Source organism: Stenotrophomonas sp. S49 (assembly GCF_016624905.1).
GTDB lineage: Bacteria > Pseudomonadota > Gammaproteobacteria > Xanthomonadales > Xanthomonadaceae > Stenotrophomonas.
The window spans coordinates 1-17986 of sequence record NZ_JACVUD010000027.1 but is presented as its reverse complement, the minus strand read 5'-3'; the positions used below and the strand labels follow the sequence as shown (position 1 = coordinate 17986).

The 17986-nt window shown below is 68.0% G+C and carries 15 protein-coding genes; 5 read left to right on the top strand and 10 right to left on the bottom strand.

Annotation, left to right across the window (positions count from 1 at the left end):
- Positions 1-32: 32 nt before the first annotated feature.
- Both IAE58_RS08135 and IAE58_RS08130 read left to right on the top strand, forming a co-directional pair.
- On the top strand, positions 33-2657 hold the full coding sequence (locus IAE58_RS08135; protein ID WP_164272043.1) for a TonB-dependent receptor: 2625 nt from the start codon (positions 33-35) through the stop codon (positions 2655-2657).
- Between the two features lie 128 nt (positions 2658-2785).
- Positions 2786-5119 (top strand): family 20 glycosylhydrolase, encoded by a 2334-nt coding sequence (locus tag IAE58_RS08130; protein ID WP_199934208.1) that lies wholly within the window; start codon positions 2786-2788, stop codon positions 5117-5119.
- Positions 5120-5183: 64 nt separating this feature from the next.
- Here the strand turns inward: IAE58_RS08130 and IAE58_RS08125 are convergent, their stop codons facing one another.
- Positions 5184-5576, bottom strand: coding sequence for a VanZ family protein (locus IAE58_RS08125; RefSeq protein WP_199934207.1), 393 nt, complete (start codon positions 5574-5576; stop codon positions 5184-5186).
- Positions 5573-6757: an SAM-dependent methyltransferase gene (locus IAE58_RS08120; protein ID WP_108762904.1), complete on the bottom strand. Its 1185-nt coding sequence runs from the start codon at positions 6755-6757 to the stop codon at positions 5573-5575. Before IAE58_RS08120 ends, IAE58_RS08125 begins: the two co-directional genes overlap by 4 nt.
- A gap of 58 nt (positions 6758-6815) precedes the next feature.
- Between IAE58_RS08120 and IAE58_RS08115 the strand changes: the two genes are divergently transcribed.
- Positions 6816-7553, top strand: coding sequence for a pteridine reductase (locus IAE58_RS08115; RefSeq protein ID WP_199934206.1), 738 nt, complete (start codon positions 6816-6818; stop codon positions 7551-7553).
- Between the two features lie 136 nt (positions 7554-7689).
- Here the strand turns inward: IAE58_RS08115 and folK are convergent, their stop codons facing one another.
- Positions 7690-8175 (bottom strand): 2-amino-4-hydroxy-6-hydroxymethyldihydropteridine diphosphokinase, encoded by a 486-nt coding sequence (folK, locus tag IAE58_RS08110; RefSeq protein ID WP_199934260.1) that lies wholly within the window; start codon positions 8173-8175, stop codon positions 7690-7692.
- 93 nt (positions 8176-8268) lie between these two features.
- Here folK and IAE58_RS08105 point away from each other — a divergent pair, with 93 nt between their 5' ends.
- Positions 8269-9021: a 20S proteasome subunit A/B gene (locus tag IAE58_RS08105; RefSeq protein ID WP_199934259.1), complete on the top strand. Its 753-nt coding sequence runs from the start codon at positions 8269-8271 to the stop codon at positions 9019-9021.
- Between the two features lie 27 nt (positions 9022-9048).
- Here IAE58_RS08105 and IAE58_RS08100 read toward each other — a convergent pair whose 3' ends face one another.
- The 4 genes from IAE58_RS08100 to IAE58_RS08085 form a co-directional block, all read right to left on the bottom strand.
- On the bottom strand, positions 9049-10560 hold the full coding sequence (locus tag IAE58_RS08100) for an ATP-binding protein (RefSeq protein WP_199934258.1): 1512 nt from the start codon (positions 10558-10560) through the stop codon (positions 9049-9051).
- A gap of 4 nt (positions 10561-10564) precedes the next feature.
- Positions 10565-11005 carry a response regulator gene (locus tag IAE58_RS08095; protein ID WP_108750515.1) on the bottom strand — a complete coding sequence of 147 codons (441 nt, stop codon included), beginning with the start codon at positions 11003-11005 and terminating at the stop codon, positions 10565-10567.
- Positions 11002-12819: an ATP-binding protein gene (locus IAE58_RS08090; protein WP_199934257.1), complete on the bottom strand. Its 1818-nt coding sequence runs from the start codon at positions 12817-12819 to the stop codon at positions 11002-11004. The genes IAE58_RS08095 and IAE58_RS08090 overlap by 4 nt, the downstream gene beginning before the upstream one ends.
- A gap of 126 nt (positions 12820-12945) precedes the next feature.
- A complete protein-coding gene (locus IAE58_RS08085) occupies positions 12946-13332 on the bottom strand; it encodes a BON domain-containing protein (protein WP_108750513.1) in 387 nt (128 codons plus the stop codon).
- Between the two features lie 171 nt (positions 13333-13503).
- Between IAE58_RS08085 and IAE58_RS08080 the strand changes: the two genes are divergently transcribed.
- The gene (locus tag IAE58_RS08080; RefSeq protein WP_199934256.1) at positions 13504-14547 is read left to right on the top strand and encodes an oxidoreductase; all 1044 of its coding nucleotides are present in this window, start codon (positions 13504-13506) and stop codon (positions 14545-14547) included.
- 388 nt (positions 14548-14935) lie between these two features.
- Here the strand turns inward: IAE58_RS08080 and gnd are convergent, their stop codons facing one another.
- From gnd to IAE58_RS08065, 3 genes are read right to left on the bottom strand one after another with little or no spacing between them, the layout of a single operon-like run.
- The gene (gene gnd, locus IAE58_RS08075) at positions 14936-15841 is read right to left on the bottom strand and encodes a phosphogluconate dehydrogenase (NAD(+)-dependent, decarboxylating) (protein ID WP_199934255.1); all 906 of its coding nucleotides are present in this window, start codon (positions 15839-15841) and stop codon (positions 14936-14938) included.
- 10 nt (positions 15842-15851) lie between these two features.
- Positions 15852-17108: a hypothetical protein gene (locus IAE58_RS08070; RefSeq protein WP_199934254.1), complete on the bottom strand. Its 1257-nt coding sequence runs from the start codon at positions 17106-17108 to the stop codon at positions 15852-15854.
- Positions 17109-17110: 2 nt separating this feature from the next.
- Entirely contained in the window at positions 17111-17770 is a 660-nt protein-coding gene (locus IAE58_RS08065) for a DUF2242 domain-containing protein (RefSeq protein WP_199934253.1), read from the bottom strand.
- Positions 17771-17986 lie beyond the last annotated feature (216 nt).

Sequence of the window (17986 nt, the reverse complement as noted above, 5' to 3'; positions counted from 1 at the left end):
GACACCGCAACCCAGTGATGAGGAGAGACATCATGAACACCCGCAAGACTCTGCTTTCGGCAGCCATCGTCGGCTGCCTCGCCTTCTCGGCGCATGCACAGCAAACTACCCCGCAGGACCTGGACACCGTGCAGGTGGTGGGTATCCGTGCCAGCCTGGAAAAGTCGCTGGACACCAAGCGCAACAACGTCGGTGTGTCTGAAGCGATCACCGCCGAAGACATCGGCAAGTTTCCCAGCACCAACGTGGCCGAAGCGCTTTCGCAGATTCCGGGCGTCACCCTGGACCGCCGCTTCGGCCAGGGCGAACGTGTCAGCATCGACGGCACCGACCCCAGCCTCAACCTGTCCTTCCTGGACAACCACCCGGTGGCGCAGGCCATCTGGCTGTATGGCGAACAGCCCAACCGCGGCTTCGACTACACCCTGCTGGCGCCGCAGATCCTGGGCCGCGCTGAAATCATCAAGTCCTCCGAAGCACGCCTGACCGAAGGCAGCCTGGGCGGCACCGTGCTGATGCACACCCGCCAGCCGCTGGACATGAAGCAGAACGAAGTGGCCGCCTCGGTGGGCTACAGCTACAGCGAGCAGGCCAGCGAAGGCAAGCCGAACGCGGCCGTGCTGTACAGCTGGAAGAACGATGCCGAGACCTTCGGCGTGGCCGTGTCGGCGCAGCACTATGAAGAAGCGGTGGACCGCCAGGGCAAGGAAGTGTTCGGCTACGTAAAGGCCAGCACCTTCGCCAACGCCACCGGCGTGGCCGCCGACGTGGACGTGCCGAACTCGTTCAACGCCGCCTGGTTCCAGCAGGAACGCAAGCGTGACAGCGCCGTGGTCAACCTGCAGTTCAAGCCGACCGACGAACTGGAGTTCAACCTGAGCGGCCTGTACATCAAGGAAAAGTTCGACAACTACAACCAGTCGCTCTACTCCTTCCTGACCTGGAACCCGGGCACCGTGAACGCGGTGGACCAGCTGGGCACCGTGCGCAACGGCGTGGCCACCAGCGGCCATTCCGATGCCAGCGCCACCGCCAACAGCGGCACGCTGATCTATGACAACAACGTGCGCCTGTCCGAGGTGACCACCAAGGGCGTGGACCTGCGCGGCGCGTGGAAGAGCGAATCGTGGGGCGTCAGCGGCCAGGTCGGCCAGAGCAAGTCGGAAAACAAGGACCTGGCGCAGTACTTCATCGAACCGTTCTACAACGGTGGCTACAGCTGGAACATGGACAAGGGCATCACCTTCGATGACCCGGCCGGTGCCCGCGATCCGGCCAACTGGGGTTCGGCCGGTGGCTGGTTCGGCAACAACGGCGTGTTCTCCACCGAGAGCAAGGACACCTACGCCCAGCTCGACTTCAACGTGCAGTTCGACAGCATCTTCAACCAGCTGCAGTTCGGCGTGCGCCATGGCAAGCACGATGAAGCCTTCACCCTGAACGTGTACGGCGGCGTGACCCCGGGCACCCTGGCCGACGTCGGCACCATCGGCCTGACCGATATCCAGGGCTTCACCGACGACCAGGGCCGCCACGTGCAGGCCGGCCGTGACAACGTGCTGAACTGGGTGCGCAACAGCCCGATCGACTACAGCAACCCCGATCCGGCCAGCTACCTCAACAACAGCTGGGCGCTCACCCAGACCAACAACGCCGCCTACGCGCAGTTGAACTTCTCCAACGGCCCGCTGCGCGGCAACCTGGGCGTGCGCTACGTCGATTCCAAGACCGAAGGCAGCGGCTTCGTCTACGGTGGCACCCCCACCCTGACCGACCTGGACAGCAAGTGGCAGACCCGCACCAAGAAGGAAGACTTCGTGCTGCCGTCGCTGAGCCTGGCCTGGGACACCGACAATGACTGGGTGTTCCGCTTCGCCGCGGCGAAGGTGATCGCCTGGGCGCCGTACAACCAGATGGTCAACAACACCTTCCTGAACGACACCACCCTGACCGGCTCGGGCGGCAACGCCGATCTGTCGCCGTACGAGTCGTGGAACTTCAACGCGTCGGCCGAGTACTACTACGCACCGCAGTCGGTGGTGGCCTGGTCGGTGTTCTACAAGAAGATCGACAACTACATCGACACCTCGGCCACCATCGAGCGCCAGTACAACTCGATCCGCGATACCTCGCCGGCCACCTGGGCGAACATCGTCGGTACCAACGGCTGCACCGCCGACGGCTACTGCGATTACAGCATCCAGCGCCCGCGCAATGCCGGCAGCGGCCACGTGAAGGGCTTCAACATCAGCCTGCAGCAGCCCTTCGGTGAAAGCGGCTTCGGCCTGACCGCCAACTACACCTATGCCAACGGTGAGAACAACACCGGCGATCCGCTGCCCTACCAGTCGCGCAACGCCATCGCGCTCAGCCCGTACTTCGAAAAGGGCCCGGTGAATGCCCGCCTGACCTACAACTGGCGCGACAGCTACCTGGCCGGTGGCTACGTGGCCGGTGCGGCCCCGGCCAGCGTGGATGACTACGCTGAACTGGGTGCCAGCTTCGGCTACACCTTCAACGACAACTGGTCGTTGAACATCGACGCGCAGAACCTGCTGGACGAGACCTACTTCCAGTACCTGGGCGACAAGGAACACCTGGCCGGCAAGTACAAGAGTGGCCGCCGCTACATGGCCACCGTGCACTTCAAGTTCTAAGCCAGCGCAGTGCAACACGCGCGACGGGCCCGGTCTTCCGGGCCCGTCGTACGATGGGATACCGGTGGGCGCCTGCACAGGCGCCTGCGCGGCGGCCACTGCAGGCCGCCCACCACAGGAGTGACACGATGCGATTTTCCCCGCTTGCCCCGCTGCTGCTGGGCACCCTGTTCGCGGCCCTGCCGGCGCTAGCCGCCGATGCGCCGGACCTGGATTCGGGCCCGGGCCCGCAACTGCGTGCCGGCAGCCTGATGCTGATTCCCGTCCCGGCGCGGGTACAGCGCGGCACCGGTGCGGGCATCACCGTGCGTGCCGACACCCCGCTGCTGGCCGACGGCGAAGCCGCACAGCGCGTGGCCGCGCAGTTTGCCGACCTGCTGGCGCGCAGCGGTGGCCCGCGCCTGGCCGCAGCGCGTGAGGGCGCAGTGGCGAACACGGGCAGCGTCCAGTTCCAGATCGTGCCGACCTTCCGCGACAGCGGCGAAAGCTACACGCTGGAAAGCGACGCACAGGGCGTGCGGGTGCAGGCCGGCAACGAAACCGGCCTGTTCTACGGCGCCACCACCCTGGCCCAGCTGGCCACCGGCGGCAGCAACGGCGTACTGCCGGCCGTGCACATTTCCGACGAACCGCGCTTCAGCTGGCGCGGTTTCATGCTCGATTCGGCGCGCCATTTCCAGAGCCTGGACGATATCAAGCGCGTGCTCGATGCGATGGCCGCGCACAAGCTCAACACCTTCCATTGGCACCTGACCGACGACCAGGGCTGGCGCATGGAAATCAAGCGCTACCCGAAGCTGACCAGCGTCGGCAGCTGCCGCCTGCCCGCCGGCGATGGCGGCATCGATCCGGTCAGCGGCAAGCAGTACCCGTACTGCGGCTACTACACCCAGGACCAGATCCGCGAAGTGATTGCCTATGCGGCCAAGCTGCATATCCAGGTGATTCCGGAAATCGACGTGCCCGGCCACGCCACCGCCGCCATTGCCGCCTATCCCGAACTGGGCTCGATCAGCACCCCGCTGCAGCCGATCAGCGAATGGGGCGTGTTCCCCAACCTGTTCAATACCGAAGACAGCACGGTGCAGTTCCTGGAAAACGTGCTGGAAGAAGTGATCGCGCTGTTCCCCGCGCGCTACGTGCACGTGGGTGGCGACGAAGCAGTGAAAGACCAGTGGATCGCCTCGGCGCGCGTGCAGCAGCGCATGCGCCAGCTGGGCATCAAGGATGAGATGGCCATGCAGAGCCACATCATCAAGCGCCTGGAAACCTTCCTGGAAGACCACGACCGCCGCCTGATCGGTTGGGACGAGATCCTGGAAGGCGGGCTGCCGCCGCAGGCCACGGTGATGTCCTGGCGCGGTACCGAAGGCGGCCTGGCCGCGGCCAGCGCCGGCCACGACGTGATCATGTCGCCGGTCACGCACCTGTACCTGGATTACCTGCAGACCGCTTCGCCGAACGAACCGCCGGGCCGCCCGGCGCAGGTGAACCTGGCCAAGCTGTACGCCTTCGAGCCGGTGCCGGCCGAACTGGCCGCCGACAAGCGCGGGCATATCCTGGGCCTGCAGGCGAACATGTTCACCGAGCACACGCGCAGCTACGCGCGCCTGCAGCACAACCTGTTCCCGCGCCTGGCAGCGGTGGCCGAAACCGGCTGGAGCCCGGTCGCGCAGCGTGATTTCCGCGATTTCCTGGCCCGCCTGCCGGCGCAGCTGCAGCGCTACCGTGCCTGGGGCCTGGCCTACGCCCAGACGCCGTTCCAGGTGGCCGTGGGCCAGACCGACAACCGCGCCGCCAACACGGTAACGGTGTCGCTGTCCAACCCGCTGGGCTACGAGGTGCGTTACCGCACCGATGGCAAGCCGGTCACCGCGCAGTCGCCGCTGTACACCACGCCGCTGACCGAAACGCTGCCGGCCACCGTGCAGGCGGCCGCGTTCTACCAGGGCCAGATGCTGGCCGCTGCGCCCACCGTGGTGGACTACAGCGCGCAGTCGCTGTTGAGTCGCCGCAGCCAGCAGCTGCTCAGCTGCGTGGGCGAAAAGGGCCTGGTGCTGCGCCTGGAAGATGACGGCCCGCGCGAAGGCGCGCGTGCCGTGTTCAACGTGGATATCTTCCAGCCGTGCTGGCGCTGGGCCGATGCACAGCTGGCCGGTATCAGCCGCATCGACGTGCGTGCTGGGCGCATTCCGTACTACTTCCAGCTGGCCCACGACGAACCGGCGCGCAAGTTCGAAAAGGCCACGCGCGCGAACGGTGAGATGCGCATCCGCCGCGGCGACTGCAGCGGCCCGGTGCTGGCCGAAGTGCCGCTGCCGGAAAAGCCCGATGCCGATGGCTTCGTGACCCTGCACGCCACACTGCCGGCCGGCCTGACCGGTACCGATGATCTGTGCATCAACTTCACCGGCGACACCCGCCCGGCGATGTGGGTGCTGGACGAAGCCACGCTGCGGTAAGCGCCCCCGGTCCTGGGGTCGGATCCCTTTCCGCAGGAAAGGGCTCTGACCCCGATCGGAGCCCTCACCCGCGCCAGCGCAGCAGCAGGTCGCGCAGCGGGGTGAACGTGGTGCCCATGCCCGCCAGCACGCCGATCGTGTTGGCGATGGCATCCATCGCGTCGGCACTGCGGTTGCTGGTCAGCGCGCCCTGCGCGAACTCGATGCACACGCCCATCAGCACCAGGCCCACACCCGCCCACAGCAGTGGGCGGCCACGGCGGAACAACTGCACGGCGCTGCCGGCCAGGATGAAATAGGCCAGGACATGCTCGACCTTGTCGCTGTTCTTCGGCAAGTCCAGCGGCGGCGGTGGGATCAGGCAGACCACGATCACCACCAGCACCGCCAGCGCCCACAGCGCCGCCCACAGCCGCCGCCGGCGCAGCGGCTTGAGCAGCGGCAGCGCCGCACTCACAGGCGCCAGCTCAGGTCACCCAGTTCGAAGGCTGGCTCGAAATCCACATCGCGCTGCAGGCCGATCACCTGGAAGCGCTCGCCCATCTCGGTCGGCAGGGTCAGCTTCTTCACCTGGTCGCGCAGCTGGATGCGGCCCACCTCATCGGTGCGCTCTTCGGCCAGTACCAGCACCTGGTCCAGGCCGTTGCCCAGCAGGAAGCTGGCCTGGCTGCAGTACCCGGCCAGATCGAAGCCGGCGTGCAGGCCGGCCTCGGCCATCGCGGTGAAATCCACCGACGCGGTGATGTCCTGCAGGCCCGGCCAGCGGTACACCTCGTTGTGCACGTGGTGGCGGTAGAACGCGCGCACCGTGCCGTCATCGCGGTCGTGCTGGTAGAACTCGGCGCGGCTGTAGCCGTAATCGACGAACAGCATCGCACCGCGCTGCAGGCCCCCGGCCACCGCCTGCAGCCAGTACGGCAGCTGCGGCAGCACCTCGGAGCGATAGCCCTCGGCGAAGGGTTTTTCCAGATAGCGCTCGATATGGCGCACCGCGCCGTTCAGCAGCACATCGGCCGGCTGTGCGCCACGCATGAAGTTGCCCTGGCCATCCAGCTCCACGGTTTCCTCATAGACCTCGCCGTCCTTTACCAGGAAGCGAGGCGTGGGCAGCGCGTCGATCACCTCGTTGGCGAACACCACGCCTTCCCAGTCATCGTCGAACGGGCGGTCCACCCACTCCACACGCGCGGCCAGCTCGGCCGGCAGGTTCTGCTGCAGGCGCTGCTGCTGGCGCTGGCGCAGGTCGGCACTGGGTTCCAGGATCGCGTAGCGCGCCGGCAGGGCGTCCAGCTCGGCCAAGCGCAGCAGCACGGCTTCGGCGAATGCACCGGTGCCGCCGCCCAGTTCCAGCAGGCGGGCGTGCGCGCCCAGCTGGCCGAACACCGGCGCCAGCGCGTTGGCCACGCTGCCGGCGAACAGGCCGCCCAGTTCCGGCGCGGTAGTGAAATCGCCACTGCCGCCGAACTTGCTGGCACCGGCGCTGTAATAGCCCCAGCCCGGCGCGTACAGGCACAGCTCCATGAAGCGGGAGAACGGCATCGCCCCACCCTGCGCAAGGATTTCAGCGCGCAGGGCGGCGGCCAGCTGGTCGCTGTGGGCCAGGGCATCGGCTTCGGGCAGGGGGAAGGTGGGCTGCATGGCGTCTTCGAATGCGGTGACAATGGTGCACAGGATAGCCGAGCCTTGGAGGACCCTCATGAGCGACACCGCCCCCGTGGCCCTGATCACCGGCAGCGCACGCCGGATCGGCGCGGCCATTGCCCGCCAGTTCCACGCCTGTGGCTGGTCGGTGGTGCTGCACGCGCATACATCCAGCGCCGAACTGCAGCAGGCCGCCTTCGATCTGGAGAACGTCCGCCCCGGCAGCGTGCTGGCCCTGCAGGCCGACCTGCGTGACGCCGCCGCCCTGCCCGACCTGGTGGACCAGGCGGTGGCCCACTTCGGCCGCCTGGATGCGCTGGTCAACAATGCCTCCAACTTCTTCGCCACCCCGCTGGGCCAGGTCACCGCCGAGGCCATGGACGAACTGTATGCGGTGAACGCGCGCGCGCCGCTGCTGCTGGCCCAGGCGGCCGCCCCGCACCTGCGCCGCCAGCACGGCAGCATCGTGAACCTGACCGACCTGCACGGCACCGATCCGATGCGCGACCACGTGGCCTACACGATGGCCAAGGCCGCGCTGGAAATGGCCACCCGTTCGCTGGCGCTGGAGCTGGCCCCGAAGGTGCGGGTGAACGCGGTCGCCCCCGGCGCGATCCTGTGGCCGGAACAAGGCAAGGACGATTTCGCCCGCGAAGCGCTGCTGGCGCGCACGCCGCTGGCGCGCATCGGCACCGTGGAAGAGATTGCCGAGGCCGTCTATTGGCTGGTGGCCGATGCGCAGTTCGTGACCGGCCACACGCTACGCGTGGATGGCGGCCGCACCGTCAGTTGAGCGTTCCGCCGGGGGGGGGCGCCGGCGGGCCCCGGGGGGGGGGGGGCGCGGCCGCGGCGGCCGCCCCGGCCGCTCTTGTCCCCCACTGGGGGGGGGCCGGGGGGGCCCCGCCCCGGCGAGCGCAGCGGGAACGCCATTACGCGAGATCGACCACCTCGAACGCCTCGCCATGCTGCCGGTGCGCCCGCCATAGCGTGGCCAGGTCCTGGCCACTGACCGGGTCGATGAAATCCGCGGCGATATCGGCCAACGGCTTCAGCACGAAGGCGTGCTTCAGTTCCGGGCGCGGAATGCGCAGGTGGCCGGGGCCTTCCACGATCAGATCGCCGTAGAACACCACGTCGATGTCCAGCGTACGGTCGGAAAAACGCGGCCCGCTGCGATCGCGCCCATGCGCGTCTTCCAGCGCATGCAGCCAGTCGTCCAGTTCCTGCAGCGGCAGGTCGGTCTCGATCGCCACGGCGTTGTTGAGGAAGGCCGGGCCTTCGAAGCCGACGGCGGCGGTCTGGTAGGCCGGCGACACCCGCACGGCGCCGAAACGCTCGCGCAGGGCCGCCACCGCGGCGTGGAGGTAGCGGCGGGGCTGGACGTTGCTGCCCAGGCTCAGGAGCACGGTAGTCATGCGATTCCGGTGGCGGCGTTCTGGGGGGACGTGGGCATGCCGTCATCACGGCGGCCTGCCTACACTCCGGGACGCACATGATAGGGCACCGACATGACCTATTGCGTTGGAATCGAGGTGGATGAAGGCCTGGTCTTCGCCGCCGACACCCGCACCAATGCCTCGCTGGACGACGTGCGCGTGCACCGCAAGCTGCACGTGTTCGACTACCCCGGCGAGGCCGCCTTCGTGCTGATGGCCGCCGGCAACCTGGCCACCACCCAGCTGCTGGTCTCGCGCCTGACCCGCGATGCCGCCGAACGGCGCACGCCGAACCTGCGCGACATGCCCCACCTGTTCGAGGCCGCGGCCTACGTGGGCCAGCTGCTGGTGGACAGCCAGGTGAAGTGCAAGCACAGCGAACACGGCCACGACGGGGTGAACACCCAGGCCACGCTGATCTTCGGCGGCCAAGTGGCCGGCGAGCGGCCCGGCCTGTACATGGTGTACCCGCTGGGCAACGCCATTGCCGCCTCACCGGAAACGCCGTACCTGCAGATCGGCGAATCGAAATACGGCAAACCGATCCTGGACCGCATCCTCAGCCCCGCCACGCGCCTGGGCGATGCCGCGCGCACGGCCATCGTCTCTCTCGATTCCACCATCCGTTCGAACCTGTCGGTGGGCCTGCCGATCGATCTGGCGCTGATCCGCGATGGCGAGCTGCGGGTCGGCCAGCAGCTGCGGCTGGGGGCCGATTCGGCGCTGTACGCCGACATCCACCAGAACTGGTCGCGGCGGCTGGAACAGGCGGTGGAAAGCCTGCCCAGGTTCCCGTGGGAAACCTCGCGCGACGAAGCGGGGTAGCGCCGGGTCATGCCCGGCGGCCTGCGCTCAGGCCAATGCTTCGGCCACGGCGCGGAACACCTGCTGCATCTGCAGCGGCTTGCGCAGCACGTGCACCTGGATGCCGTCCGGAATATCGTCGGCGGGCATGTCCACCTGCGCCTCTTCCAGCACCAGCGCCGGGCCGCGATAACCCAACGCCGCCATTTCGCCCAGCAACTGGCTGGCCGGCAACAACCGCGATCCCGCATCGGCAATCACCAGCGCCGGCATCGCCTCCTGCTGCATCCAGCGCAGCGCCGCCGGGCCGTCCGAGGCCAGCTGCAACTGGTAGCCCTGGCTGGACAGCGCATTGCCGAGCAGCGACAGCCGCGTGGCTTCTCCATCCACCACCAGGATCGATTGGCCACTGCCCAGCGCCACCAGCTGTTCCACCGGCTCGCTGCGGTCGGCGCGGTCGTGCATGGGCAGGTGCAGCTCGAAACAGCTGCCGTGCCCCGGCTGGCTGCTGACCTGGATGCTGCCGCCGGCGCCTTCGACGATGCGCTTGCACGACATCAGGCCCAGCCCGGTGCCCTCGGCCTTGGTGGTGAAGAAGGGATTGAACAGGTGCGACAGCGTATCTGCGTCCATGCCGATGCCTTCGTCGGCCACGGCAATGCGCATCCAGTCCACGCCCTCGCGCTGGCCATCGTGGCGCGCCACCAGGCTCAGGCGGCCGCCATCGGGCATCGCCTGGATCGCATTCAACGCCAGGTTCAACAGCACCTGCTGCAGCTCGGTGGAATTGGCGTCCACGGCCAGGCCTTCGTCCTGCACCTGTACATCCAGGGTGACCGCATCGGGCACACTGCTGCGCAACAACAGCGCCACCGCCTGGAACAGGTCATCGATGCGGATGTGTTCGCTGGGCTTGCGCGAGCCGCGCACGAACGACAGCATCGATTCGGCCATCTCATGGCCGCGGCGCCCGCATTCGGCAATCACATCAGCCAGGTGGTGCAGTTGCGGGTCCTGGGTACGCGCCTTCAACAGGTCCGGCATGATCAGCAAGGGCTGCAGGATGTTGCGCAGGTCGTGGCTCAACCCCGCCGCCAGCAGCGACAGGCTTTCCAAGCGCTGCGCGCGCATCAGTTCGGTTTCCACGCGCATGCGTTCCACCGCGCTGCGTGCCTCGCGTACCGCACGCGCCACCGCCGACGGCAGGCGCGCCGGCTGATGCTTGATGATGTAATCGTTGGCGCCCTTCTGCAGCGCTTCCACTGCGTTGTCTTCGCCCATCGTGCCCGAGACGAAGATGAAGGGCACATCCGGCGCGCTCTCGCGCACGATGCGCAGCGCTTCATCACCGGAAAAGCCCGGCATGCTCAGGTCGGACAGCACGATGTCAGGCAGGAAACCGGCCAGCGCCTGGCGCAGCTCGCCCGCGCTTTCCACGCGTTCGAAGCGGGCCTCCAGGCCTGCGTCCAGAATCTGTTCGGACATCAGCTCGGCATCTTCCGGCGAATCTTCCACCAGCAGGATGCGCAGCGGGCCGAGCGCGTGGGCGGTCAGGACCATGGGTTTACTCGCGCTCCGGCGCCTGGTTGATCAGCGCCCAGAACTTGCCCAGGGTCTGCACGGCACCGAAGAACTGGTCCACGTCCACCGGCTTGACCACGTAGGCATTCACGCCCATGTCCCAGCTGCGCGCCAGATCGCTTTCCTCGCGCGAGGAGGACAGGATGACCACTGGCAGGCGCTTGAGTTCTTCGTGTTCGCGGATCTGCCGCAGCACTTCCAGGCCATCCATGCGCGGCATCTTGATGTCCAGCAGCAGCACCGCCGGCAGGCCCTCCTCGCGATCGGCGAAGGCACCGCGGCGCAGCAGGTAATCCATCACTTCCACGCCGTCTTCCACGTGCACGATGGGGTTGGCCAGGCGCGCTTCCTGCAGCGCGTCGATGGCCATTTCAGCGTCGGCCGGGCTGTCTTCGGCCAGCAGGATGGTACGCAGAGTCGTCATGCGGAAGGACCTTGGTTGACCGCGTCCAGCGCGGGAGGCAGGTAGAAGTGGAAGGTGGCGCCGGCATCCGGCTCGGCTTCGGCCCAGATACGGCCACCATGGCGGGTCAGCACGCGGCGCACGCTGGCCAGGCCGATACCGGTACCGGGGTAGTCGCTGGCCTTGTGCAGGCGCTGGAACACCCCGAACAGCTTGGCGGCGTAGGCCATGTCGAAGCCTGCACCATTGTCGCTGACTGTGAACTGATGACCGCCATCGGGCTGCGCCTGGTGGTCCACGCGGATCTTCGCTGGATCACGGTTACCTGAATACTTCACCGCGTTGCCCAGCAGGTTCAGCCACACCTGGCGCATCATGTTTTCATCGGCCACCACGATCGGCAGCGGTGCAATGGACCACTCCACGCTGTGCGCGGGCGCGCCGGCTTCGGCATCGGTCTTCAGGTTGGCATCGAGCATGGCGCGGGTGTCGGCCACCAGCGACTGCATGTCCACGGCCTGCTGGCGCATGGCCGCGCGGCCCAGCCGCGAGTAGACCAGCAGATCGTCGATCAATGCGGCCATGCGCCGCGCCGAACTGGAAATGACTTCCAGGTAGTGGCGGCTCTTCTCGTCCGCGTCGTCACCCAGGTGGCGCGTCAGTTTGTCCGAGAAACCGGCGACGTGGCGCAGCGGCGCGCGCAGATCGTGCGAGACCGAATAGCTGAAGGCTTCCAGTTCGCGGTTGACCTCGGACACCTGCGCGACCTTGCCTTCCAGCTGGCGGTTCAGTTCTTCCACGCGCCACTGCACGGCACGTTGCACGGTCACATCGCTGATGGTCAGCAGCACCACTTCATCGTCGCTGTCGGGCAGCGGCATGCGCCGTGCGTTCAACAGCATGTAGCGCACCATGCCATCGGCGGTGCGCTGTTCGTGTTCGAAATCCCACAGCTCGCGGCCGCGCAGCAGCACGTCGGCCAAGCGCTGGCGCACCACCGGGTCCTTCCACGCACCGTCGCCGACATCACCCAGCAGCATGCCGTCGGCACGTTCATCCTGCAGGTCGTACAGCTCGGAAAAGGCCGGGTTGTGCAGCTGCACGCGCAGTTCGCGGTCCAGCAGCACGATCGGTTCACGCACGGTCTGCAGCACCGACGCGGCGCGACCGGCTGCACGCAGCGACTGCCGCTCGGCCTGCAGGCGGCGCCCGATCTGCCGTTGCAGCAGCCACAGCACCAGGCCCAGCAGGCCCAACTGCACCACCAGCGAACTCCACGAAATGAACTCGGTCTGGCGGCGCTGGCGGCTGGCCTGCTCGGCGCGCTGGGCCAGCAGTCTCTGCTCGTTGGCCTGCAGCTCTTCCACCAGGCCACGGATCGGATAGCGGGTGCTCAGGTCCTGCACCAGCTCGCGCTGGTCGGTATTGGGCTCGGCACGGGCCAGTTCGCGCGCCAGCGCCATGCGCCCGTCCAGCATCGCTTCGATGCGACCAATACGGATCAGCTGTTCGGGGTTGTCGCGGGTCAGGCGGCCCAGTCCGGCCAGGCGACCGGGAATGTCCTGCGCCTTGGCCATGCGCTCGCGCAGGCCCGGCGCATCCACCCCCTTGGACAGGGTCAGCGCCGCCGATTCCACATCGCGCACGTCGGCCTGCAGCTGCTGCAGGGCCACGCCCACAGACTGGGTATGGGTCACCCAGGCCATCGCCGCCTCGTTGTCCTGCTGCAGTTTGCGCAGGGTCAGCCACGGCACCACGATGATCGCGGCCGCCGCCAGGGCCAAGGCCGGCAATCGCCAGCGGTCCCAGACATCATCACTGAACACCAGCGCCATAGTCCCTCGTCAGCACCGCAGCGGAACCGGCAATATAGCGCAGACGGTCACGCGGTTTCCCGGGCGTGGCAAAAACGGGGGCGCCCGTTGGACGCCCCCGTCGTATTGCAGCGTGTGGCGCTGGCCTCAGCGCTTGGCGGCGGCATTCACCTTCAGCGCCGCCGCATCCACGCGGGTCACGCCCTTGATGCCCTTGGCCGTGGTCACCGCCTTGTCATGCTCGGCCTGGGTGGCCACCGTGCCGCTCAGGCTGACCACGCCGTTCACCGTTTCCACCTTCACTTCGGTGCCCGGCACATTGCTGCTGGCCAGCAGGTCCGCCTTCACCTTGGTAGTGATCCAGCTGTCGGTCACCGGCTCGTTGGAATCGTGGCGATCTGCATGGGTCATCGCCGAATGGTCGGCCTTCGGCGGGCTCTTGGCGGCCGGATCCTTGGCAAATGCAGCAGAGGAGGACAGGGCCAAGCCCAGGGTGAGGGCCGAAGCAATCATCGTGCGGGTCAGGGTGCTCATCGTGCGGTGCTCCTTCTGTGTGTGGCGCCAGTGTGCGCACCGGCATGTATGGCAGGCGTGGCGCCACGGTCATGCCGCCGTGAATCAGCGTACTTGCACGGCAAACCGTTCAGTTTTGCGCAGCGCGCGTGCTCGTTTACCCTGCCCTTCCCGCCCCCACGGAGCCCTGCCATGCGCCCCGATCTGCAACTGGCCCTGATCGGCTACGGCCTGGCCGGCCGTGTGTTCCATGCACCGCTGATCCAGCACACGCCCGGCCTGGCCCTGCACAGCATCGTCAGTTCGCAGCGCGACACGCTGCTGCGCAGCTTCAGCGATGTGCACGTGCGCGACACGCCGCAACAGGTGTTCGATGACCCCGCCGTGGATGCGGTGGTGATCGCGACCCCGAACGCGCAGCATGCACCGCTGGCGCTGGCCGCGCTGGCGGCAGGCAAGCACGTACTGGTGGACAAGCCCTTCGCGCTGGACATGGCCGAAGCCAACGCGGTGGCAGCCGCGGCCCGCGATGCCGGGCGCATCGTCAGCGTGTTCCAGAATCGGCGCTTCGATGCCGACTTCCTCACCCTGCAGGCACTGCTGGCGCAGGGCGTGCTGGGCGAGGTGGCCGAATGCCATGCGCACTTCGACCGCTACCGGCCGCAGGTGCGCGATCGCTGGCGCGAGCAGGATGGGCCCGGCAGCGGCCTGTGGTACGACCTGGGGCCGCACCTGCTGGACCAGATGCTGGTGCTGTTCGGCTGGCCGCAGGCAATCGATGCCGACCTGGCCGTGCAACGCAGCGGCGGCAGTGGCGTGGATTATTTCCACGCGGTGCTGCACTACCCGCGCCATCGGGCCATCGTGCATGCCGGTTCGCTGGTGGCCGCACCGACGCCGCGTTTCGCCGTGCACGGTGAATTGGCGAGCTGGGTGAAATACGGTCTGGATGTGCAGGAAGCGCAGTTGCGCCGTGGCGTGGCGCCGGGCGCGCCGGGCTGGGGCATCGACCCACGGCATGGCGAACTGCTGCGCTGCGAGGCCGACGACAGCGTGCAGCGCAGCACCGTGGACAACGTGCCAGGTGATTATCGGCACCTGTACGCGCAGTTCGCCGCCGCGCTGCATGGCGACGGTGAGCCGACGGTCAGCCTGGCGCAGGCGCTGCAGGTGATGCAGTTGCTGCAGGCGGGCATGGACAGCGCCCAGCAAGGGCGGCGGATCGAACTGGGGTGACCGGCAGGGCCGCGCCCTGCACCCGCTCAATGCAACGGCAACTTCAACTTCAACGTCAAAAGCGGGCATTCCGGGATGGCGGGGTGGGTCCGGTTGCGAGGGACGCCGCAAGTACGTCCCTGTAGGCTTGGCCGCGGCTTGCTCGTGTGCGCTTTCCTGCGCACACGGCAAGACCGGGGTTGGGCGTCCTGCCCAACCCGCCCGAGGCATGCCTCGGGCCCATGCCGCGGACACCCCCTCAACCGGACCCACCCCGCCTTCGACACTTCCCACCGATCTGCCAGTAGATCCACGCCATGCGTGGATGACGTGGAAACAATCGGAACACGCTCTTGGGCGCCATGGGGTCGGACCCCTTTCCTGCGGAAAGGGCTCCGCCCCCGGTTGCTTACGACTTCTTGATGGCGTGGCCGCCGAACTCGTTGCGCATGGCCGACAGCAAACGGTCGGTGAACGAGTTGGATTCGCGCGAGCGCAGGCGTTCCAGCAGCGACAGGGTGATCACCGGCGCCGGCACATCCAGGGCAATGGCCTCGGCCACCGTCCAGCGGCCTTCGCCGGAATCTTCCACGTACGGGGCAATGCCATCCAGCGACGGATTGCGCTTCAGCGCTTCGGTGCTCAGGTCCAGCAGCCACGAACGCACCACGCTGCCGTGGCGCCAGACTTCGGCCACCTGGGCCAGGTCCAGCTGCAGCTCGTCCTTGCGCTCCATCAGCGCGAAGCCTTCGGCATAGGCCTGCATCATTCCGTACTCGATGCCGTTGTGGACCATCTTGGTGAAGTGGCCCGCACCGGACGGGCCGACACGGCCCCAGCCACGGTCTTCGGCCGGCGCCAGCGTGCGCAGCAGCGGCGCGATCTGCTCGACCACCGCTTCATCGCCGCCCACCATCAGGCTGTAGCCTTCCTGCAGGCCCCACACGCCACCGCTGGTGCCGCAGTCCACGTAGCCCAGATCGTCCTCGGCCAGCGCCATGGCGCGGCGCATCGAGTCCTGGTAATTGGAATTACCACCGTCAATCACGATATCGCCCTCGGCCAGGTGCGGGGTCAGCTGGCCCAGCGTCTGGTCCACGGTTTCACCGGCCGGCACCATCAGCCACACCACGCGCGGCACCGGCAGCGCGGCCACTGCAGCGGCCAGCGAATCGACCACCTGCAGGCCGGCCTCGGCCGCACGCTGGCGCGCGCCTTCGCCGGGGTCGTAACCCACCACGCGGTGGCCGCCGCGATGCAGGCGCTGGGCCATGTTGGCGCCCATGCGGCCCAGGCCGATCATTGCAATATCCATTGTTTCACCTTCAGTTGTTGTCGGAAGTCAGGCTGCCTGGCCGGCCGGTCGTCGCGCAGGCACGCAGTTGCGCCTGGCGCCAACGCCGGTAGAGCGTGGTATGCAGATTGTGCAACGCCAGGTCGATGGAAAACGCGGTACGCGGGTTCCGGTCGAGCAGGCGCACGATGTGGTAGCCGATGGGACGTATACCGCGTGGGTGCACATAGATCACGAACTGCTGGTAGAACGGATCGTCCAGCAACTGGTCCATGCGTTCCAGGGTGGCACGGTAGCGCGGTGCCAGCTGCGCCCGCAGCGCCGGATCGCGTTCGTACAGCAGCCGCTCGAAGTAGCGCCGGCCGACCCGCGGAATGCCCTGCGCCAACCGCCACAGCTGCGCATTGCGCTGGTCGTACCAGGCAAACCCGGCGTGCGCGGCCAGCGCCTGCGCGGCGTCGGCGCCCACATCCACCACCACGAAGTTCTCGGCCTGGTTGTTCAGATCGTCCAGCAGCGCCTTGTCGCCCACGTGTTCAATGAAGCCGGGCAGGCCCACGAACGCCTGCCGCCCCTGCGCCGACGCGCGCACCGCCTTGCCGTCAGCCACGAAGTCGCCGGCGTGTGCGCCCAGCAGGATGCTGTCGGTGGCGTGCAGGCCGAGGAAGGTGCCGATCGACAGCTCGGCCCGGCTGAACTCCGCATCGAAGGCCGCATCGCCATACAGCGCGCGCTGGCTGGCCAGCTGCGCCACCTGCCGGCCCACCCCGCATTCGGCGCGCACGCGGCCGCTCTGGAACGCCTGCAGCGCTGCGCTGTTGCTGCCCTGGGGCACGTAGCCGCGACCGAAGCTGCGCGTGCGTTGCCAGCCCTGCGCCGCAGCACCGCCTGCGCCGAAGCCGATCCAGCCCAGTTGCAGGCCGGAAAACCGGAAACCGGGGTTGTCCTGCAGTGCCTGGGTGGCGCTGCGCGTGGCCGCGCCCAGCAGGAAGCTGTACGCGCAGACCGTGGCGGGGTTGTCCAGCAACTGCTGCAGCAGCGCCTGCCGCACGCTGTCGGGCAGATCCGCCGGCCAGCGCACGCGCAGATCACCGGCGGCCTGCGCATCGGCCAGCGATGCACGCTGGCACACCGGGCCGCCGTGGATGTCGGGCGCCGGCAGCGCGCTGGTTTCAAAGCGCCAGCCCAGCCGTTGCAGCAGCCCCTGCGTGCAGTCCACCGCGGGCGCCGCGTGGCTGCCCAGCGGACCGGCCAGCAGCAGGCCCAGCAGCAGCGCCCGCCCCCGCACGTTCAGCCCTGCGCCGCCGCCGGGGCCGGCACGTCGGCCGGAGTGGGTTCGGGGGGCGCAGGCTCGCTGGGCAACGGCGCGGTTGGCAAGGGTGTCGGCTGCGGCGCGCTGGCCGCCGGTGGCGCAGGCTTGGCCGCGGCCGCCGGCAGATACTGCTGCAGGCGCTGGAAGAAGCGCCGGTAGAAATCGGCATCAGTAATGGTGCTGCTGGCCACTTTCACCAGCGAATCGTCGTTGCTGCCGAACGGCAGCGACACCGAGCCCAGCGCGCCCACGCCCACGCTGGCCGAGGTCGGGCTCTTCTTCAGTGCGTAGCGGTCCTGCACCGCGCTGACGAACACCAGCGCCTGGTCGGCGCCGCGCGGGGCGCAGGAAATGCGCAGCACCAGCTGCTCGTGGTCGTCTTCGCGCGGCTGGAAGTTCTTGTTGCCTTCCACCTGGCCATCGTCGGCGCGGGCAATCGCATAGCCCTGGCTGAGCAGGGTACGGCGGGCGGCTTCGCAGGCTTCGGCCGGGCGGCCATCGACGGTGCGCGAGAAGGTATCGCCCGAATCGAAGGATTCGCGCAGCAGCGCGTTGTCGGCGGCTCGGCCGCCACAGCCGGCCAGAGCCAGGGTGCCAGCCATGGCCAGCAGGGGAAAACGGATGCGCGGGGCCCGCATGGGTGCTCCTGCGAGAACGGAAGCCCCAAGGGTAGACCCGGCACCGTGTGCGGCGGGTCGAGGACGGCCGGCCCGTTGCTGCCGGTTCATGCGCCGGGTCCGATGGCCGCTGCGCTCGCCGGGCATGGCCCGGCGCTACCGTCAGGGCGCCGATGCGCGACCGCCAAACGAAACGGGGGGGGGCAAGTCGGCGCCGGCCGGGGTTAAAATGAGGGG